Origin of the sequence: Limnospira indica PCC 8005 (genome assembly GCF_000973065.1) — a bacterium.
GTDB lineage: Bacteria > Cyanobacteriota > Cyanobacteriia > Cyanobacteriales > Microcoleaceae > Limnospira > Limnospira fusiformis.
In genome coordinates, this window is record NZ_FO818640.1 from 2,129,943 (window position 1) to 2,150,033 (window position 20,091).

At 46.0% G+C, this 20,091-nt stretch carries 21 protein-coding genes; 13 read left to right on the plus strand and 8 right to left on the minus strand.

Annotated features, from left to right (window positions below; all coding sequences use genetic code 11):
- The first annotated feature begins 999 nt into the window (after positions 1-999).
- The 3 genes from XZ46_RS09340 (at position 1,000) to XZ46_RS09350 (ending at position 3,904) form a co-directional block, all read left to right on the plus strand.
- Positions 1,000-1,224 carry a hypothetical protein gene (locus XZ46_RS09340; RefSeq protein ID WP_035759715.1) on the plus strand — a complete coding sequence of 75 codons (225 nt, stop codon included), beginning with the start codon at positions 1,000-1,002 and terminating at the stop codon, positions 1,222-1,224.
- 631 nt (positions 1,225-1,855) lie between these two features.
- Positions 1,856-2,155 (plus strand): zinc ribbon domain-containing protein, encoded by a 300-nt coding sequence (locus XZ46_RS28895; RefSeq protein WP_215905440.1) that lies wholly within the window; start codon positions 1,856-1,858, stop codon positions 2,153-2,155.
- Positions 2,156-2,251: 96 nt separating this feature from the next.
- Positions 2,252-3,904 carry an ABC transporter ATP-binding protein gene (locus tag XZ46_RS09350; protein WP_006626262.1) on the plus strand — a complete coding sequence of 551 codons (1,653 nt, stop codon included), beginning with the start codon at positions 2,252-2,254 and terminating at the stop codon, positions 3,902-3,904.
- Between the two features lie 16 nt (positions 3,905-3,920).
- Here the strand turns inward: XZ46_RS09350 and pyrF are convergent, their stop codons facing one another.
- Both pyrF and tyrS read right to left on the minus strand, forming a co-directional pair.
- Complete coding sequence (gene pyrF, locus XZ46_RS09355) at positions 3,921-4,649, minus strand: orotidine-5'-phosphate decarboxylase (RefSeq protein ID WP_006626261.1); 729 nt, start codon at positions 4,647-4,649, stop codon at positions 3,921-3,923.
- A gap of 113 nt (positions 4,650-4,762) precedes the next feature.
- Positions 4,763-6,010, minus strand: a complete 1,248-nt coding sequence (gene tyrS / locus XZ46_RS09360) for a tyrosine--tRNA ligase (RefSeq protein WP_006670075.1) — start codon at positions 6,008-6,010, stop codon at positions 4,763-4,765.
- Between the two features lie 262 nt (positions 6,011-6,272).
- On the opposite strand from tyrS, the gene XZ46_RS09365 reads away from it, so the two are divergent.
- From XZ46_RS09365 to XZ46_RS09385, 5 genes are all read left to right on the plus strand, one after another.
- Complete coding sequence (locus XZ46_RS09365) at positions 6,273-7,487, plus strand: type IV pilus twitching motility protein PilT (RefSeq protein WP_008050048.1); 1,215 nt, start codon at positions 6,273-6,275, stop codon at positions 7,485-7,487.
- Positions 7,488-7,543: 56 nt separating this feature from the next.
- On the plus strand, positions 7,544-8,023 hold the full coding sequence (coaD, locus tag XZ46_RS09370; protein ID WP_006626258.1) for a pantetheine-phosphate adenylyltransferase: 480 nt from the start codon (positions 7,544-7,546) through the stop codon (positions 8,021-8,023).
- Positions 8,005-8,661, plus strand: a complete 657-nt coding sequence (locus tag XZ46_RS09375; RefSeq protein WP_006626257.1) for an ATP synthase subunit B family protein — start codon at positions 8,005-8,007, stop codon at positions 8,659-8,661. Before coaD ends, XZ46_RS09375 begins: the two co-directional genes overlap by 19 nt.
- Before the next feature lie 606 nt (positions 8,662-9,267).
- Complete coding sequence (locus XZ46_RS09380) at positions 9,268-10,659, plus strand: DUF2157 domain-containing protein (RefSeq protein WP_006626256.1); 1,392 nt, start codon at positions 9,268-9,270, stop codon at positions 10,657-10,659.
- 34 nt (positions 10,660-10,693) lie between these two features.
- Complete coding sequence (locus XZ46_RS09385; RefSeq protein WP_006626255.1) at positions 10,694-11,347, plus strand: GDYXXLXY domain-containing protein; 654 nt, start codon at positions 10,694-10,696, stop codon at positions 11,345-11,347.
- Here the strand turns inward: XZ46_RS09385 and XZ46_RS09390 are convergent.
- Together XZ46_RS09390 and XZ46_RS09395 are read right to left on the minus strand one after the other, a co-directional pair.
- Positions 11,344-12,096 (minus strand): pentapeptide repeat-containing protein, encoded by a 753-nt coding sequence (locus XZ46_RS09390; RefSeq protein ID WP_006670071.1) that lies wholly within the window; start codon positions 12,094-12,096, stop codon positions 11,344-11,346. The genes XZ46_RS09385 and XZ46_RS09390 overlap by 4 nt on opposite strands.
- 145 nt (positions 12,097-12,241) lie before the next feature.
- Complete coding sequence (locus XZ46_RS09395; RefSeq protein WP_006626252.1) at positions 12,242-12,535, minus strand: hypothetical protein; 294 nt, start codon at positions 12,533-12,535, stop codon at positions 12,242-12,244.
- Between the two features lie 378 nt (positions 12,536-12,913).
- Here XZ46_RS09395 and XZ46_RS09400 point away from each other — a divergent pair, with 378 nt between their 5' ends.
- The 3 genes from XZ46_RS09400 to XZ46_RS09410 all read left to right on the plus strand — a co-directional run bounded on the left by XZ46_RS09400 (position 12,914) and on the right by XZ46_RS09410 (position 14,848).
- Positions 12,914-13,627 carry a pyridoxine 5'-phosphate synthase gene (locus XZ46_RS09400; protein WP_006626251.1) on the plus strand — a complete coding sequence of 238 codons (714 nt, stop codon included), beginning with the start codon at positions 12,914-12,916 and terminating at the stop codon, positions 13,625-13,627.
- A 55-nt stretch (positions 13,628-13,682) separates the two neighbouring features.
- The gene (locus XZ46_RS09405) at positions 13,683-14,009 is read left to right on the plus strand and encodes an MgPME-cyclase complex family protein (protein ID WP_006626250.1); all 327 of its coding nucleotides are present in this window, start codon (positions 13,683-13,685) and stop codon (positions 14,007-14,009) included.
- Positions 14,010-14,179: 170 nt separating this feature from the next.
- Positions 14,180-14,848: a hypothetical protein gene (locus XZ46_RS09410; protein WP_008050051.1), complete on the plus strand. Its 669-nt coding sequence runs from the start codon at positions 14,180-14,182 to the stop codon at positions 14,846-14,848.
- Positions 14,849-14,864: 16 nt separating this feature from the next.
- Here the strand turns inward: XZ46_RS09410 and XZ46_RS09415 are convergent, their stop codons facing one another.
- The 3 genes from XZ46_RS09415 to folD all read right to left on the minus strand — a co-directional run bounded on the left by XZ46_RS09415 (position 14,865) and on the right by folD (position 17,311).
- Positions 14,865-15,320: a divergent PAP2 family protein gene (locus XZ46_RS09415; RefSeq protein ID WP_006619999.1), complete on the minus strand. Its 456-nt coding sequence runs from the start codon at positions 15,318-15,320 to the stop codon at positions 14,865-14,867.
- Between the two features lie 25 nt (positions 15,321-15,345).
- Positions 15,346-16,296, minus strand: coding sequence for a geranylgeranyl diphosphate synthase CrtE (gene crtE, locus XZ46_RS09420; protein WP_006626248.1), 951 nt, complete (start codon positions 16,294-16,296; stop codon positions 15,346-15,348).
- Between the two features lie 154 nt (positions 16,297-16,450).
- On the minus strand, positions 16,451-17,311 hold the full coding sequence (gene folD / locus XZ46_RS09425) for a bifunctional methylenetetrahydrofolate dehydrogenase/methenyltetrahydrofolate cyclohydrolase FolD (RefSeq protein ID WP_006626247.1): 861 nt from the start codon (positions 17,309-17,311) through the stop codon (positions 16,451-16,453).
- Positions 17,312-17,376: 65 nt separating this feature from the next.
- Here folD and XZ46_RS09430 point away from each other — a divergent pair, with 65 nt between their 5' ends.
- Positions 17,377-17,799, plus strand: a complete 423-nt coding sequence (locus tag XZ46_RS09430; protein WP_006626246.1) for a hypothetical protein — start codon at positions 17,377-17,379, stop codon at positions 17,797-17,799.
- A 331-nt stretch (positions 17,800-18,130) separates the two neighbouring features.
- Here the strand turns inward: XZ46_RS09430 and XZ46_RS09435 are convergent, their stop codons facing one another.
- Complete coding sequence (locus XZ46_RS09435; RefSeq protein WP_006626245.1) at positions 18,131-18,544, minus strand: universal stress protein; 414 nt, start codon at positions 18,542-18,544, stop codon at positions 18,131-18,133.
- Between the two features lie 168 nt (positions 18,545-18,712).
- Between XZ46_RS09435 and XZ46_RS09440 the strand changes: the two genes are divergently transcribed.
- Positions 18,713-19,915, plus strand: a complete 1,203-nt coding sequence (locus XZ46_RS09440) for a phosphoglycerate kinase (protein ID WP_006626244.1) — start codon at positions 18,713-18,715, stop codon at positions 19,913-19,915.
- Positions 19,916-20,091 lie beyond the last annotated feature (176 nt).

Sequence of the window (20,091 nt, forward strand, 5' to 3'; positions counted from 1 at the left end):
AGAGTAACGGCGATAGCCACCCCCAGTTTTGGAAATCATAACTCCAGGATTGAAGCGGGGAACGGAAGGCGTGAGGTAGAACCTACTACCAAGACGCGACCACTGCCAACCATCTATGATTAGGAAGACCGAATGTCCGACTTGAACCATCGTAATACACTAGCAGCGAAATAGGTTGACACGCTGCGCTCAAAAGGGCAAGGGGAAAAGTAGGGGGTTCGTCCGACTACCTACACAGACCTTTAAAAGTACCCCGGTTCTGAGGACAAATCTAACGATGGAATGCCCATATAATCGGAACGTTGTAACCCCTCTAATGCTCTGCCTATAAACCAGTGAGTAATGCTATTCACAAGGCAGTAGTGAAAAATGTAAGCGCATGCTTAGAGGGTGAAGGATGTGACCAGAAGCTAAAGCCCAATTGTCATGGTTGGGATATGCCCACAAGTCACGGTGGGGATATAGATACTGCGGTCAGTAAGAGTATAATGGCGAGGACGAGTTTAAAGACTACGTGGTGCATATAGCTCTGAACATCGAAGTAGAAAGCAGGTCTCTTGATTCTGCTCCTTTGACAAATAGGGTATCCACACCAGGAGCCGTGTGATGGGAAACTATCAAGCACGGTTCTGAATGGGAGAGGGTGAAGGTGACTTCACTCTCGACCCCTAACCCTATAAGGGGAAAGGATGTGACTGAAAGCCAATGCCCAATGGTAATGGTTGGGATATGCCCACTAGTCACGGTGTGGATATAGAGACTGCGATAAGTAAGAGTGCTTATGACTTGAGCGAGTTTAAAGACTACGTGTTGTATATAGCTCCCAAAGTTGAAGTCACAAAGCAGGGGTTGTAGCCTGTTCCTATTGACAATAGGGTGTTCACATCAGGAGCCGTGTGCTGAGAAACTCGCATGCACGGTTTTGAATTGGAGTTGGGGAAGGTGACTTCCCTTTCGACCATAACAGGATTGGCAAAGAGGAGCTGCGGACAAACGGTCATGGATACGAGTCCATATGGGGTAGCGCCAATTACCCCATATAACCCACGCCAATTGGCGGTATTCCAAGCTGATGAGGCGCACAAAGCGGCAATAAAATCAGGGGGAGATGCTGTAGGGGCGGGTTCCGCAGTCAGCCATAATTCCCACAAGTCAGCTTTAAAAACCCGCCCCCGGTCTGTGCGCGAAGAAAGTTGTAGGGGCGGGTTCCGCAGTCAGCCATAATTCCCACAAGTCAGCTTTAAAAACCCGCCCCCGATTTCCAAAAGATAATTGGAAAAAGGGGACATTTTATCCGACACAGACCCAGGGATTAAGGTTCAAGGCAAGTGAGCCAATTATCGACAAGATGCACTCGCGACACCTTGGTACTAGATAGAGGGCGCTGGTTTATCTGTTACGTCATAGATGCGCCTATGCGCCAACCACTTTACACGCACGCAGAGCATCGCCCTTGACCCAGGGGTAAGGACATTTATAACTGGGTTTTACGGGCAAGAAATTTGGGAAATTGGCAAGTCGGACCTATGACGTATTTATCGACTGGCTACCCACCTCGATAGGTTAATGTCTCGAATCGGTCTATCCAAGGGACGCCAATTGAAGTGGCTACGGCACTGTCTGCGAAAAGCTGCACAAAAGATTCGGGTGAAAATTCGTGACCTGGTTTCGGAGCTGCACAAGAAAGCAGCTAACTATCTATGCAGCAAGTACAAAGTCATATTTTTGCCTACATTTGAGGTCAAAAATATGGTCAAACGAGGCAAGCGACGGCTGTCAACTAAGACAGCACGGAAAATGGTTACATGGTCTCATTACCGTTTTAAGCAAACATTGAAGCATCAAGCGGCTAAATATGGCTGTGTGTAGGGGCGGGTTCTGCGATCAGCCCCCACTAAGAAGAATCAGCTTTGTAAACCCGCCCCCGGATGTGACGGAAGAGTACACCAGTAAAACCTGCTCCAAGTGTGGCCACATTCACACAAAGCTAAGAGGCAACAAACAATTTGTTTGTCCCGACTGCAGTCACGCTATTGGGCGTGATGTCAATGGCGCTTTCAACATTTTGCCCTTGGCTTTGAGAGATACCTCCGCCAATGGCGCGATAACTTCATTCCAGATTGTGCCATACTCAGAAACTTCCAGCAATTGCTAGATTTTTCCGGGTTAAATGTATCTGTTTCAAGATAGTTGATATGATAAAACTTGTCCTACGGTGGCAGCTTCTGACTAACTTCGGAACTTTAATTTAATGTTTAACATCGAAAACCTGCGAGTAGCTTATCCCAGTCAGAATAAATCACCCTCTTGGGTCGTAGATGATGTTTCCCTAACCCTCAAACCGGGGGAACGTCTGGGACTTGTCGGTGAGTCTGGCTGTGGTAAGTCTACTTTGGGACGCGCTGCTATGCGTCTACTTCCAGAGTCTAGTCTTATTCAAGGTCGAGTCACATTTGGCGGAAAATCGGTTTTTGACCTTAACGAGAAGGAATTGCGACAGTTTCGGGGGGAGGCGATCGCCTTAGTGTTTCAAGACCCCATGACCCGCCTTGATCCACTGATGACTATTGGGGAACATTGCATTGAAACCCTAAAAGCTCATGAGCCACAATTGTCCAGGTCTCAGGCGAAAGAAAGGGCGATCGCTACTTTAGCAGCCGTCCAAATTCAACCGGAACGCTGGTCTCAATACCCTCACGAGTTTAGTGGTGGAATGCGTCAACGGGTGGCGATCGCATTAGCCCTATTGTTAAACCCAAAGTTAATTGTAGCTGATGAACCTACCACCAGTTTAGATGTGACAGTATCAGCGCAAATTTTGCAGGAACTCACCCGGCTATGTCGTGAACGCGGAACTGCTATCCTATTAATTTCCCATGATTTAGCCATGGTGGGAGAGTATTGCGATCGCATTGCGGTTATGTATCAAGGTAAAATTGTCGAACTCGGAGATAGCCGCACCGTTCTACAATACCCCCAACATCAATATACGCGATCGCTCCTAGAATCTGCTCTCCACGTTCATGGAACTTCCCAACAGCCACCAGAACCCAATACTCCCCAAGAACAGACACAGACTAACCCACCACCACCACTTCTCCAAATTGAAAATCTCCAACAGCATTATAGTTTAGAATCCGGCATAATTCAGCAAATATTCACCAAACAAAAGCAATTAATCAAAGCCGTTGATGGCGTGAGTTTCGAGTTATCTCCTGGTGAAATTTTCGGGTTGGTAGGAGAGTCTGGCTGCGGTAAAAGTACCCTTTCCCGCACCATTTTACAGTTAGTTCGCGCCACCGCTGGTACAGTGAAATTTGAGGGTCAAGATTTAACGGCTATGTCAGTGCGACAAGTGCGCTCACAGCGTCGCGATATCCAAATGATATTTCAAGATCCTAACGCTTGTTTAAATCCCATGATGACCATTGGTCGAGCTATTGCTGACCCCCTATTAATTCATAAAATGGCAAAACTACCCCAGGCGAAACGTTGGGTATTAGAAATGCTCGATCGCGTGGGTTTGACTCCGGTAGAGGACTATTATAACCGCTATCCCAAACAACTCTCAGGAGGACAACAGCAACGGGTAGCCATTGCTCGTGCTTTAATTACTCGCCCTAAATTGGTAATCTGTGATGAGCCTGTTAGTATGCTTGATGCTAGTGTTCAGGCTCAAGTATTACAGTTAATGTTAGACCTCAAGCGAGACTTTAATCTTACCTATTTATTTATTACCCACGATTTATGGGTGGCTAGATTTTTGTGCGATCGCATTGCGGTTATGAACGCTGGTAAAATTGTGGAAATAGGAAACACTGAGCAGATTTTTAAACATCCTCAGCATCCCTACACCCAAACCCTTCTCAGCGCCGCCCCTTTGCTCACCAAAATGGTAATTTAGCTACAATACTAAACATCTACTTGACTATCTTTTCCGCTGCGTCTAACTCTTCCGAAATTAGCTTTAATGCTGTCATGGGGTTATTCGCTTCAGTAATAGGTCGTCCAATTACTAAATAATTAGCACCCGCTTTCAATGCTTCCGAAGGAGTGAGCGATCGCTTTTGATCACCTTTAGATGCCCAACTCGGACGCACCCCAGGACACACCAACAGAAAATCATCCCCGCAAGTCCGCCGTAGTTGTGCCACTTCCTGCGGCGAACACACCGCCCCCGCTAAACCGCACTCTTGCCCTAATAATGCCATCTGTAAGGCATACTCTGGCAGTTCCAGGGGAATTTTGAGGTCAAAGGCTAATTCCCTGGCGTTAAGGCTCGTTAACAGGCTAATGGCGATTAATTTAGGTACGGGTACACCCGCCTCATTCGCTCCCATTTCCGCCGCCGACTGAGCAGCTTTTAGGGCGACTTTTCCAGCGGTGGCGTGAATAGTAATTAAGTCTACACCATAGCGAGCGGCGGCGCGACAGGCTCCGGCTACGGTATTGGGTATATCATGGAATTTCAGATCCAAAAATATCCGCTTATTGCGCTGTTTTAGTTGTTTTAAAATTTGCGGACCACAACTGACAAACAGTTCTAAACCCACTTTCCAAAATGTGACTTGTGGCAGGGTTTCAATCAATGCGATCGCATCAGCTTGACTGGAAACATCTAGGGGAACAATAACTTTATCTATGGTCATGGTTGGTATATTTTCCAATTTTTACAGTCAATATAAGCCGGGTAAAACCGGAAATTTATTGATGATAAATTATCCCGATTACACCCCAAGTTAATCAATGATAGGCAACCCATTTACACTAGCCGGATAAATTTCTTTTTCCCAACTTGTAAAACTCGCCCTTTCAGTTCTTCAGCAGAAGCCACAACTAAATTAGGATCCTCAATGCGATCGCCATCTATTTTCACAGCACCTCCCGCAATTTGTCGCCTCGCCTCGCTGCCACTTTTACACAGTCCACTAGCCGAAAGAATATAGAATAACTTAGCCGGAAACTCCACCTCTGACAGAGAAAATTCCGGTACAGCCTCAGCCCTAGTTGCATCTCCTTGCACCAAATTTACAGCCGCTTTTTGCGCCGCCAAAGCCGCCGCTTCTCCGTGGTATTGAGTGACTATATCCAAGGCGAGTAACTTTTGGCGATCGCGAGGATTTTCCGGCAATTCTGCCAATGGGTAATCAGTGAGCAACTCAAAATATTGTGCAATCAAACCATCAGGAACCTTCTCCAATTTGGAGTACATAGTCAAAGGGTCTTCCGACAGTCCCACATAATTACCCAGGGACTTAGACATTTTCTGCACCCCATCAGTACCAATCAAAATAGGCATTAGTAAACCGAACTGTGGTGTTTGTCCAAAATAGCGCTGTAAATCTCTTCCCACAGCCAGATTAAACTTTTGATCCGTTCCTCCCAACTCCACATCAGCCTCAACTGCCACCGAATCATAACCCTGCATTAACGGATAGAGAAACTCATGCAAATATATTGGATTTTCCTGTTCAAACCTCAGCGAAAACCCTTCCTTAGCCAACATTTGTCCCACCGTCATCCGCGACAGCAAATCCAAAGTTTTAGCCAGATCCAACTTAGATAACCATTCCGAGTTACGACGAATTTCCAAACGTCCCGGGGTATCAAAATCTAAAATCGGGCGCAGTTGTTCGAGATAAGTTTGGGCATTTTGTTCTACTTGCTCAGGAGTTAGCTGACGACGAACCTCCGATTTGCCAGTAGGATCACCAATGCGGGCAGTAAAATCGCCAATAATGAGAACCGCCGTATGTCCTGCGTCCTGGAAAGCCCGCAACTTCCGAAAAATGATACTATGTCCTAGGTGAATATCCGAGCCAGTCGGGTCGATACCTAACTTAATCCTAAGAGGGCGGGTACTGAGAGCCAACCGCTGACCCAAATTTTCCTCTGGGTTTTCAGAATTAGGCAATTCCGGGAAAATATCAGTAACCCCCCGGCGCAGTCTCGGAAAATTTTGTAAAGAAACTCCCGCAGAAGTCTCTAGGGCTGGTTGACTCACAATCATAAAAAATCGAAACTTGAGCAAATGTTAGGTTAGGATACCTCAGATCATCCTATCATTTCCCTGTGCCGTTCAAACAAAAATCAACAATCATGTTAGGGGCAGGTTCTACTGTCAATTCTCGATTCCCAGGGATTCCCAGGGGCGATCGCACCGACGAGCCATAACCCCACCAGAAAATCAATTTCCCTCTGTTCTCAACTGCAACTGCGGTTAACCCTGTGCCACAATTAGCAACAGATATCAGCTAAGGGACACTCACCTCATGGCTCATTCAACTCAGTCACCATCTCCCGAAAATCTCCCCCCCAAGCCCACAGTTCCGGTGCGCGCGAGACAACGACAATCGACCAATGTTTCCCCCAGTAACTCCATTAAAGATATGGTTAAGGATGCCTTTGTTAAAAAAGCCTCCGATATTCATATTCGAGTCGGACATACTACCCGATATAGGATACAGGGGGAAATGGTTAGAATTAAAGACCAAGTAAAAGTCACCCCAGAAATATTTGAGCAGTATCTCAGTGAGATTCTCGCCCCACACCAAAGGCAACAATTTGCCGAAATGAAAGAACTCGACACCGCCATTTTTTATCCTGGTATAGTCCGATGTCGGGTTAATTGCTTTGAATCTCTGACCGGGGGAGCCATGGTGCTGCGACTAATTAACTTAAAAATTCCTAGTATCGATGAATTGAGATTACCAGAAGTTCTCAAAAACATTATTAGCTATCCCCATGGGTTAATTTTAGTCACAGGTCCAACGGGTTCAGGTAAATCTACCACCCTCGCTGCCATGTTACGTTATCTCAATGAAAACGCTCGCAAGCACATTGTCACCATTGAAGACCCCATTGAATTTGTCCATGCTTCCCGACAATGCTTAATCTCTCAAAGGGAAGTCGGATTACATACCCTAGAATTTCATCATGCCCTCCGTGCCGTTTTGCGGGAAGACCCAGATGTTATTCTAATTGGGGAAATGCGCGATCGCACCACAGTTAATACTGCCCTCCAAGCATCCCAAACCGGGCACCTAGTCTTGGGAACCGTCCACACTCACAACGCCATTAACTCAGTCAACCGACTGTTAAACCTCTACAACGTAGACGAACAGGCAGCCGTCAGGATTCAGATCTGTGATTCCCTAGTCGCCGTAATTGCTCAATTATTAATCCCCACAGTCGATAACAAAAGGGCTGCAGTTCACGATATCCTAGTTAATACCCCAGCCATGAAAGACTATCTACTCAAAGGCGACGAGGAAAGTGCAACTCACCTCATGGAAAATGACACCTATGAAGGAATGCAACTGATTAACCAGGCGATTTTTGAACAAGTTACCCTAGGACGCATTACCATGGAAGAAGCCGAAAAGTCCTCCCCCGATGCGGCCGATTTAGATCGCCGATTCCGTATGGCTGGGCTTGACTCTTCCGGGGTAGCCCGGGAATTCCGTAAGGGAAAAAGTTTGTTTTAACCATCAAACAGTTTAAGGTAATCTCTGGTAAGACTTCAAGATAACCATAATCTATTGTGATTGCTATATATCCAGGCAGTTTTGACCCAGTTACCTTTGGACATATTGATATAATTGAGCGAGGTTCCCATCTATTTGAATGGGTGATTGTGGCCGTCCTACGCAACCCTAGCAAGACTCCCCTGTTTACAGTCGAACAACGCCTGATTCAAATTCGGCAATCTATCTCCCATTTGGATAATGTCGAGGTTGCCAGTTTTGAGGGTCTCACCGTAGACTATGCCAAACTGAGAAAGGCACAAGTGCTATTGCGCGGCTTGCGAGTCCTGTCTGATTTTGAGATGGAACTGCAAATGGCTCACACTAATAAAACCCTGTCTGATACAATCGAGACAGTTTTCTTGGCAACCTCCAACGAATATAGCTTTTTATCAAGCAGTGTCGTTAAGGAGATCGCCAAGTTTGGCGGTTCAGTCGATCATCTTGTTCCCAACCACGTCGCTATAGATATTAATAGATGTTACGCCAGGAATTAACCCCCAGAATTGAATCTAATCCTAATGGACTTGTCACTAACGGCGAACCGACTCCTACCGCTTCGCCTAGTATAGATATTCAGCGGGAACTTAACCGACTTGAAGAAATGATTCTTGACAGTCCTCGCATTCCCCTGACTCGACGCACTCTTGTGGACGAGGAACAGTTGCTAGATCAACTAGACCTGATCCGCTTAAATCTTCCGAGTGCTTTTCAGGAGGCTGATATTATTGTTCGTCATAAAGATGAAATTCTCCAGGAAGCTGAAGAATATGCAGCCTCTATCCTACAGAATGCTGAACAAAGAGCTACTCAACTTTTTAATGAAACTGGTATTGTCCAACGAGCGACCGAAGAAGCCGATCGCCTTAGACAACAAGTCCAGATAGAGTGTGAAGCCTTACAGCAACAAACTCTCGCCGAGGTTGAACAAATTCGCTATCAGGCTCAACAGGAACTTGATGCTATGCGAAATCGGATCTTAAATGAGTGTAATGAGATCCAAACCGGAGCCGATGAGTATGCTGATCATGTTCTAGCTAAAATTGAGCATGAACTGAGCGACATGGTAAGGATTATCCGCAATGGTCGCGAACAGTTGCAAATTAACGAGTCTCAGCGTCCCCCTCTTTACTAATGAAAAAACTTAAAGAGCTTAATTTAATCGCAGATTAGTTGAACCAATTAGGGCGATGCGCTACCATACCAAGTATGGTGCGGGACCTTCGGGTATGAAATAGAGCTGAAATGAGCCAAATAACTACCCGGTGAGGACTTAAACCCCTTGGTTGATTGGGTCGCATCCCTGACCATCCCATAACACAGCCTAATTTTTGGGCTCATCTTCGAGACTTCCAACATGGCTAGCTAGGTGAAGGGAAAAATCAGGTCTAAGACTACCAAGCTAAACAGTGCTTTGGGATCATCTTTCTAAAAGCTTTGCGGGATACCGCCTCCATTACCTTAATAGGTAATGGTGCTATCGTTGCATTATCCGGAGCCGGAAAAATGTCGCGTAAATGTATCAGGCAACAAATCACACGAAAATAGCCCCTGACCCTAGAGACAAGTTATACCTTGGATAAGGCCCCACTTGTCTCTACACTCTTTTTTCCGCTTCCCTACTCCTCCCCTCATTTGCTGCTTTTTTGAAACAGAGACAGTTGAGAATGTGGCATAAACTATTCTACCAAAATCTGAACATCAAGACAAACTGAACCTATCTGACATAGGCTTTCAATCGATGATTTCAGAAAAGTTTCGTCGCCAATTGCGACAGGAAGCTCGACTATGGAAAGCAGAAGGCTTGGTTAATGATGAACTTTATCAACAATTAGCCGATCGCTATCAGTTTAATAGCCTCGAAACCGCCGCCAGCAATCGCTTTGTCATGATTCTCATGGTAGGTGGTGGCATCCTCTTGGGATTGGGTGTGATTACCTTTGTGGCAGCTAACTGGCAACAATGGCCCCGATATATGCGGGTTTTGCTACTCCTATCCGTCCTCATTGGATTTAATACAGGTGGGTTTTACCTGTGGCAACATCCTACATCAGAATCTAAACAACGCCTCGGACAGGGACTGCTAATGGCTGGCGCATTGTCTTTGGGAGCAAATATAGCACTGCTGGCCCAGATGTTTCATATAGGCGGTTCCCCATACGGATTATATGTCGTTTGGGGGCTAGGTGTCCTGATTATGGCTTATAGCTTAAAATTGCGCTCTCTATCGGTTTTAGCCATAATTCTGTTGGGCTTAGGATACTTTCAGGGCATCAATATAGCCCTATCAGCCAGGGATTTATCTGCTATTGATATTTTGCTCCAATATATGCCGATCGCATCTGCTATTTTATTTATACCCCTAGCCTATTGGTGTCAATCCCGTGTGGTTTTTATCATGGCGCTGTTGGCGATCGCTATCCCATTATTAGTCATTATGGGAAGATTGATTTCCTTCCAGCCCATAAGCGGAATTGAGGTTGTGATCAGCTTAATTTTAATCCCCACTTGGTTATGGTCCTATCGAGATAGTCAATGGCCCTATGTCCATGGTCAGCCTTTTCAAGCGATCGCTCACCGTTTAGCCATTTTGTACTTAGGATTTTTATGCTTCCTCTTTTCATTTTTTCAGGTTTGGAAAAACTTGGACTTCTGGACTTATCGCTCTAACCCAGAAAATCCCAATGTAATGCTAATTAATATCCTGGCTTTTGTGGTCATATCCCTCTGGCAATGGTTCCAGATAATTAAGCCTCATGGTAGCCAAAGATATTGGGGTGTAGATGCCTATACCACCGCTATTAGTGCCTTGATTATCATCACTGGTATAGTCACTTTTTGGCATATCTCAATAGCGGAAATTCCCACCACCGCCACTTTAATTTTCAATGTGCAAATGTTTCTGTTGGGCGCATTCACCGTTCGCTTAGGACTGTTAAAAGGCAATCGGAGTGCTTTTTGGTACGGTATGGTGCTATTAGTCCTCCAAATTATCAGCCGAATGTTTGAATACGAAACCGAACTACTCCTGAAAGCCTTAGTTTTAGTCCTGTGTGGAATTGCTGTAATTATCGCCGGTTTATGGTTTGAAAAAAACTTGTCTCGTCCGACTCTCCCTAATTCCAAGTCCTAATTCATAATTTCATCTTTCATGGTGAGGTAACAGTATGGTTAACACTAACAAAATCCCATCCGCAAAACCCTCAGTTATCCTTCCGGGTTCAGTAAATAGCCGTCAACGTCGCTTACCCAATTGGCGACTTCTGGCTCCCCTATTGTGTCAGGTAGCATTGGTAATATCAATTCCGGCTCAGGCTTTTTACACATATATTACTGGAACAACTGTTGTATTACAAACAGCCCCCGTTGACCCCTATGATTTCTTGCGGGGTTATTATCAAATTCTCAGTTATGAAATTTCTCAACCTAGTACCCTCAGAAATCTTCCCGGTTCCGGTACCATGTCACACAGAAATTCTATCCGAGATGGTGATACAGTTTATGTGATCCTAGAAAAACCCCAAGAACAACCAGAAGGCGATCGCCCCCTTCCTTGGCAACCCGTAGCAGTTAGCAACCAGCGTCCTGATAATTTACCAGAAAATCAGATCGCCATTCGAGGTACAGGTGATGGCTGGGGTCTAAAATACGGTCTGGAAACCTACTATATGCCGGAAAATAAGCGCTTAGAGGTTAACGAGAACATTAGCCGCGCTCAAAGTCGCGATCCTGAGTCTTTTGTGGTTGAAGTCAAAGTGGACTCCCAGGGGAATGCAATTCCACTACGTTTGTGGGTAAGCGATCGCAGCTATCAGTTTTAACCCGGGTGAATAGTGCCATCTGGTAAAATTGCCCCAGCCAAATTGGCCCCGGTTAGTTTCACCATTAAGCGATCGCTATATCCCACTTTCGCCCCGATTAAATTAGCCCCCCGCAAATCCGCACCACTTAAATCCGCACCAATTAGGTTAGCCTCCTGAAGATTAGCGTAACTCAGATTGGCCTGCAAAAAATTAGCCCGGAATAAATTAGCCCGATGCAAACAAGCCCCACTCAAGTTAACTCTATGTAAAAAACAATCCGTCATATCAGCATAACTCAGATCTGCCCCACTCAAATTCCGTCCCGACAAATCTCTTTCCTTCAGGTTCGCCCCCCGAAAATCAGCGTTAGTCAAATCAGAATAGGATGGACGCTGATAAGCTGGTGGTGACTGATACTCCTGTTTGGGGGGACGGTGGGGTGGAGTGGCCGCGCGGTAAGTATAATATGAGTTGGTGTTGTGGCTGGTCTGGGTCTGACGTTTAGCCCCAGCATACTCAGGTCTGGGGGTCGGTTTCGATGGTTTCGTTTTATTAGACCTCAACAGCGATCGCAACTTATCGCGCGCCTGGTTAATTTCCTTGAGTTTATCTTCTGCTAACTGTCGCAGCCGTTGGTTATCTTCTGGAATGCGATCGGGATGCCAGATAAATGCTAAATCTTTATAAGCCCTATCTACAACCTCCAGGGATGCACCGGGTTGCAATTCAAGGACCCTATAACAGTGGTTCAACTCACTTGGTGTCATGGTCAAGGTTTACCCCCCCTAGAAGGTTGTCCCCTGGAAATGGGCGATCGCCATTTCCGGCTTAAATTATTCTAGCTCATGCGATCGCCTAACAGATATTGAGGAAAGTTGAAGGTTTTTTAGTCCCCAAACGGAAATAACCCATTTATTCTGGCGATTGGGATGAAGCCTGTTTTTTGGCTTGCAGATTCCTAAACCATCGCGATCGCTTCATATTTTGAAACACCATTGTTAACCCCGTGATCAGCATCCACAGTAAACCTAAGCCATTTAATAGCACATACACAGGTTCTAAGGTTTGCCCTAAATATTCCCCTTCATGAATCACCATTAAAAAATGTACCTGGTCCCTTGATAAACCAAACCAACTTTTCCCCAATCGGTAAGCTACCCCCGTAAATACCGTCACAAATAGTGGTAGCATCACAATCGGAGCCATCGTGCTATGCAGTTTCCTAAAGTTCCCCAGATTCACAATATTGATGACCCACTCCCTATTAATAATCTATACTAAGCCCCATTCGGCATTATTTACCCACAGATACGCACCTTACAGCCTGTTCAGAAATCATCTGATCACCTTTCAAAGTCCCTCTCCCTCTCTGGCAGAGGGATTTAGGGTGAGGGCAATGTATTAAGCGACTGGTGAACAAGCTGTAATGTTACCACAATATTTCTATATCACACTCATATACATATAATATCGATTTTGTCAATACCCTGTTGGTCTTTTCTTGAAAGGCCTGTAATAATTAACTTTTCAGAGTTCCCATGAATATGTCAAACTGTTGTGGTCTAAGATTTGATCAAAAGAACTATGCCCACTCTCGGTGTAAATATTGACCACATTGCCACAATTAGACAAGCCCGGCGGACAGTGGAACCGGATCCAGTAGCAGCGGCGGCGATCGCAGAACTAGCGGGAGCAGACGGGATTACAGTACATTTGCGCGAAGATCGCCGTCATATCCAAGATAGAGATGTGCGACTGTTACGGGAAACCGTGAGAACTCACCTAAACCTGGAAATGGCCGCCACAGATGAAATGGTAGCGATCGCCCTAGATATTAAACCCGACTACATAACCTTAGTACCCGAACGCCGGGAAGAAGTCACCACCGAAGGAGGATTAGATATCCTGGGTCAACTACAGCGGATGTCAGAAGTAGTCAGCACCCTGCAAAATGCAGGAATCCCCGTAAGTTTATTTATCGATCCTAACCCCGCCCAAATCGAAGCCTCAGCCACAGTTAAAGCCCAATTCATCGAACTACATACAGGTTGTTACTGCGAAGCCAAGGGAGTCCAACAGCAAAAGGAACTCGAGATTTTAGCCCAAGGATGTAAATTAGCCCTAGAAGCCGGACTGCGAGTTAATGCGGGTCACGGCTTGACTTATTGGAATGTGCAACCTGTAGCCCGCTTAGAAGGTATGGAAGAACTCAACATTGGTCATACAATAATAAGTCGGGCAGTTCTTGTCGGTTTAGATAAAGCCGTGCGGGAAATGAAACAGGCTATCCTGGGTTAACGGGAAAGTTACAGTCAGCCCAGTTGTTCTTTAGTTAATTGTAGGTGACAAACAAATGGCAACTTATTATTATCTCCTAGCTAGTAAAGACTTTGTGATCGAGGAACCTATTGAGGAAGTGCTCAAGGAACGTCGGCGCAATTATCAAGAACAGGAAAAGGAGATCGATTTTTGGTTAGTAATTGAGCCAGGATTTTTGGAAGCGCCCGAAATGGCCGAAGTGAAAGCTAAATGTCCTAAACCAGCGGCGGCGTTGGTTTCTACTAACCCTCAGTTTATTACTTGGCTGAAATTGCGACTTGAGCACGTGATTACCGGACAATTTGAAGCGCCTTCAGCTACTATCCCTGATGCGATCGCGTCTCTGGCTACTGCTGGCTAAAAATCCTGATTACCTGTGGTCGCTCAATATACTACTATTTCAGGCTATAGGGGCGGGTTCTCAGATCATGTGGTTGAAATCAGGATTGTCTAAAGAAACCGCCCCTACGCTCAGAAAATCTCAATTCGGGTACAATAGCTGCAAAATCGATCGCAAAAGTTGTTATAGCTATGGTTAAACTTAGGTTGAGGCGATGGTTAACTAGGATTAGTTCTGTAGGGGTGGTTCTGCTTACCATAGGTTTCAGTGCTAAACCCAGCTTTGGTCAAGCCTCCTGTGTTCCCCCTCGACCCGGTGAGTATTTGCTGTTAATCACCAGCAACACCCCCGAGACACAAGCACTAGCGCGTCAAGTCCTACCTAGCAACATAGAAAGCCAGGTGTGTCGCTATCTCAATGATATTGTCACCAGAGTTGGCGGTTTTGATGATGTGCTAATTGCCGAAGACTGGGCGGCTTATTTCAAGGAAACAGCCGGTTTATCCACCCATGTGGTTAAATCTGATGCAGCAGTAACTCCTAGACCCGAACCACGTCCCCCTGTCGGTCCTTCTGGTCCTAGCAGTGATTTGGGTGGTCAACCCCTAGGCATGGGTTATGCCGTCATGGTAGACTATTTCAACCAGCCAGAAATTGCGGCTAGACTTGAGGCAACTATGGGGAGAAGAATTCCCATAGTTTCCTATAATCGGCGCTTCTATTTACTGGTAGAACATACCGCCGAGCCGAATAGTGCCATGGAAGTTTTCCGCCGTCTCAATGATCAGGGATTTTGGTCGCTCATGGTTGATAGCAGTCGGGTGAAAATTGAGCGACCTAACCTAGCTACTGGCGATTAAATTCCCAATATCGTAGCTAATAGGTAAGTTCTGCTAAAGCTGCGATCGCTATTCCCAAACTCAAGCCCACAATCACCTGAAAGGGGGTATGTCCGAGTAATTCCTTGAGGCGGTCCTCATTAAATTGGGGATGCTCTTGGAATAACTCGTCCATAATCTGATTAAGAATGCGAGCCTGTTTCCCTGCTGCTTGTCGGACACCCGCCGCATCATACATAACAATAATAGCAAATACCACAGCGATCGCAAACTCCGGGCTACCCCACCCGATCACCTGACCAACACTGGCGGCTAAAGCACCCACAAAGGCTGAGTGAGAACTAGGCATTCCCCCAGTAGTCACCAGAACCCGCAGATTAATTTTTCCATGCTGTATCAATTCGATCGCCAGTTTAGACGCTTGGGCGAACAGACAAGCAAACAGTGCCACTAACAGCACCCGGTTGTCCAATATGTGACCAAATTCTTGCATGGGGTTGAACACCTCGCTTTAAAAGTTAGTGACTGCGATAGGTAATAAAATCAGCGATCGCCGCCAGAGCGCAACCACCGTTTCCAAAAGCCTGTAATTCAGCCTTAGCCTCCTCCACCAGTTGTTGAGCTTTCGCCCGTGACTTTTCCAAGCCCCATAAACTAGGATAGGTAGCCTTTTGAGCTTCCAGATCCTTGCCTGCGGTTTTACCCAACTCCGACGAGGGTACGGTAATATCGAGAATATCATCGACAATTTGAAACGCCAAGCCAATATTTTTAGCATAGCGAGAGAGTCTCTCCAGGTCAGTTTCATTAGCACCCGCCAAAATCGCACCACAGACCACACAGGCTTCTAATAAAGCCCCAGTTTTGTGGGTATGGATAAAAGTTAGAGTTTCCTCAGATATATCTGATAAACCCTCCGATGCTAAATCTACCACCTGACCGCCCACCAATCCAGTCGCCCCCACCGCACGACCCAGGCGACCGATTACCTGTAGGACTCTTTCCGGGGGTACACCTTGAGTTTGGGTAGCCACGAACTCAAAAGCATAACTTAGCAATCCATCTCCCGCTAAAATAGCAATATCCTCGCCATAGACCTTGTGGTTAGTCAATTTCCCACGCCGATAATCATCATTATCCATTGCTGGTAGATCATCGTGAATTAAAGACATCGTATGAATCATCTCTAGGGCGCAGGCTGTCGGCATTGCCATTTCCACTGTACCCCCAAGCAGTTCACAGGTAGCTAAACATAAAATAGGTCGCAGCCGTTTTCCCCCAGCCATGAGGGAATAGCGCATCGACTCATAAATTTTTTCGGGGTAGGTGACAGCAATAGCAGCATCTAGCGCCGCTTCCACTAATTCCTTTTTTTGGCTAAGATAAGTCGATAGGTCAAATGGTCTGTCTGACCCGGATAAATCCATGTTTTCTGTGACTACCATACCGTCGGTGTTGATATCTGTCATAATTAGGGGCAAACCCCACAGCCCAACCAGCCAAAGTCTGATAGCGGTTTATAGGGACAAGTAGGGCAGTAATCGGTGAACATCAGTTTTTATTGTACGGGTCTTTTGACACCATGCGCGATCGCGAATCCCGTTAATCACATCATCGAGTCGATCAGATGCGTTTTTGATAACTTTCCACCGTATTCTGTAACAGCATAGCCACAGTCATCGGACCGATACCACCCGGTACAGGGGTAATATATCCTGCTATGGGTTCAGCCGCCTGGAAGTCTACATCTCCTACTAACCGCGATTTTCCGTTAGCATCTTCTAAGCGGTTAATTCCCACATCAATCACTACCGCCCCCGGTTTGATACAATTCGCTCCCACCATCTCGGGACGACCTACCGCCGCGATCAGAATATCAGCTTCCGATGCGATCGCTTCTAGGTTTTCCGTCCGAGAGTGGGCTACAGTTACTGTACAATTAGCCTCTAGTAACATCAAAGCCATGGGTTTCCCCACTAAGATACTCCGTCCTAGCACTACCGCTCGTTTTCCCGCTAATGGGATTTGATATTCTTCTAATAGACGCATTACCCCCGCTGGAGTACAACTGCGTAACCCCTTTTCCCCTCTTACTAATCCCCCTAAGTTCATGGGGTGCAACCCGTCTGCGTCTTTGTGCGGCGCTATCTCATACAGCAAACTCACAGCGTCTAGGTGTTCTGGTAACGGCAGTTGTACTAGAATACCATCAACCCGATCATCTTCGTTTAAATTGGCGATCGCCTCTTTAAGTTCTTCCTGGCTTGTATCAGCCGGGAAATGTTGACCAAACGATGCTATTCCTACCCGTTCACAGGATTTCTCTTTGTTGCGGACATAAACGGCGCTGGCGGGGTTATCTCCTACCATTAACACTGCTAAACCTGGAGGTCGTCCCCTTTGCGGTTCTAGGGTTTTAATTTTTTCCCTCAATTGCGATTGAATTTTTTGGGCTGTTGTCTTACCGTCTAATAAATTAGCCATCACAATATATCCAACAATTCCAAGCCAGTATATCTTCCCAGAAATTTGTCCCCTTTTTATACAAAATGACTACATTCGCCATTGTCCTACCCCCACGCTTTGCTAACCGCTTCCATATTCTCTTGATTCTACTATCCCTAACACCAGGGATGATTGGCTGTCGCCAAATTATTGAGTCTACCACTCAATTTACTCGCCAAACTACTAAAATTGAGGCGATCGCACAACAGCGCAAAGTTGGGTCTAAAATCTACATAGAGGGGACTGTCGCTAACCTGGCTCCCTTTGTCGGCGCTGGTGCGTATCAGCTTCAAGACTCCACCGCCACTATCTGGGTTTTTACTACCCAACCTCTACCTTCTGTCGGTGAACAAATGTTAATCCGGGGTCAGGTTAATTATGAACAAATTACTGTCGAAGGACTCCCCGGTTTAGATATTGGTGATTTCTATATTCAAGAATTGGAAAGAATCACCGACAATCAATAATCCACCATCAAACTCCCTTATGTTAACTTTTGTAACGAACAGTTAAGAATTGTTACAAAAATCGACCTCATTGGTGAGGGTGTAGCTTTTTTGCCCGGCTCATGATATTATTTTAAATAATGGGAATATACGCATTTTTGAAATTTGTGGATATATTTCCATTATTTAGCAATATGTCAATATAATACCATCAATTCCCGGAACTTGTCAACCCCCTCGGTTGTTCTGGGGGGACATTTTTTAAAAATTGACTAAAAAATCAACTTAGTAGAAATGGAGAACCCCCCGTCAAAGGTAGGTTATAGGTTATAGGTCAACGGGGGGGAATCAGTTAAGGAACAACTAAGACAGGACAGGGAGAGAGATTAATCACACGGTTAGTGATACTGTCAGCAACACCTTCTTCTGTAAGTCCAGTGCCGCGACTACCCATCACAATCAGATCAGCATCAATCTCATCAGCCACATCACAGATAGTAAAAGCAGGTTTACCTTCACGTTCAATGAGTTTGGCATCAATCCCTAGCTTAGAGAAGATACCATGAGCCTCCTGTAAAAGTTGGCTCACCGTATCAGGGGAAGTCATCGGTTCAGAATGGGGAGGTTCCCCGTCTGGTTCTTTTGGTTCAACAACAGCGAGAAGATAGAGGTTAGACTGATAGGTTTGGACAATATTAATGACCCTTTCAGCCGCCTCGCGGGCTTCCCGACTTTGATCTATAGCAAATAAAACGGTCTTAAACATATCTCGCATCTCCAAGACGCGGACTTAGGTAGAATGTTTACAGTGAACGATTTGATGGCTGGTAGGCCAGCGGGTTGGTAACAACCTAGGGGCCATTTAACCAATAACCCTCACCGTTCCCATTTAATTTCGATTAAACCAGAATAAACGATCAACGAGGTTAATCCTGTGGCTAAAAAAACTGTAGCAAATCTGTCAGCATCAGAACTATCCGGTAAGAAAGTGCTGGTGCGTGCTGACTTTAACGTACCCCTTGATAATGGCTCTATTAGTGATGATACCAGGATTCGGGCGGCTCTGCCTACCATTCAAGATCTGACCTCTAAAGGGGCTAAAGTGATTCTGAGCAGCCACTTTGGCCGTCCCCAAGGTCAAGTAGTTGAATCAATGCGCTTAACTCCTGTGGCGGCGCGTTTGTCGGAACTTTTGGGCAAAACCGTTAAGAAATGTGACGATTGCATTGGAGAGGAAGTCGCCGTAGCAGTGGGGGCCATGAGTGATGGCGATGTGCTGTTACTGGAAAATGTTCGCTTCCATGCAGCCGAAGAGAAAAATGATCCGGAATTTGCCAAGCAGTTGGCTTCGGTAGCGGATCTGTATGTAAATGATGCTTTTGGTACTGCACACCGCGCCCATGCTTCCACTGAAGGGGTGACTAAATATCTGAGTCCCTGTGTGGCGGGTTATTTGATTGAGAAGGAATTGCAGTTCCTCCAAGGGGCGATTGAAAGCCCTCAACGTCCCCTAGCAGCGATTATTGGTGGTTCTAAGGTATCTAGCAAAATTGGTGTCATTGAAGCGTTACTTGACAAATGCGACAAGTTGTTGCTGGGTGGCGGCATGATTTTCACATTCTACAAAGCCAGGGGGCTGAGTGTGGGTAATTCCCTGGTGGAAGAAGATAAGCTGGAGTTGGCTAAGTCCCTGGAAGCGAAGGCGAAAGAAAAAGGGGTAACTATGTTGTTACCTACAGATGTGGTTTTGGCTGATAAGTTTGCGGCTGATGCTGATTCTCAAACTGTTAGCGTTGAAGCAATTCCTGATGGTTGGATGGGATTGGATATTGGCCCTGATTCGGTTAAGGTTTTCCAAGAAGCCTTGGGAGACTGCAAAACTGTCCTCTGGAATGGTCCTATGGGAGTGTTTGAGTTTGAGAAGTTTGCGGCGGGTACTCGGGCGATCGCTCAAACTTTGGCAGAACTAACCAGCACCGGTACTACTACAATTATCGGTGGCGGCGACTCGGTGGCGGCTGTGGAACAATTGAATTTGGGTGAAAAGATGAGCCACATTTCTACAGGTGGTGGGGCTAGTCTGGAACTCCTCGAAGGGAAGCAACTTCCCGGTATTGTGGCTTTAGATGATGCCTAATTGCCGTTGGTAAAAGGATTTTGGGGTAAGTCTGTAAGTGCGATCGCTTACCCCAACACACCTATTTAGAACTGACCCACCGCGTTGAAAATGCTTGTGGAGTCGGTAGTCGCGGGAGTTTCAAGAGTCCGATCATGGTCAATCAATGTTCGGGAATGTTCAGCTTAAATGAATCA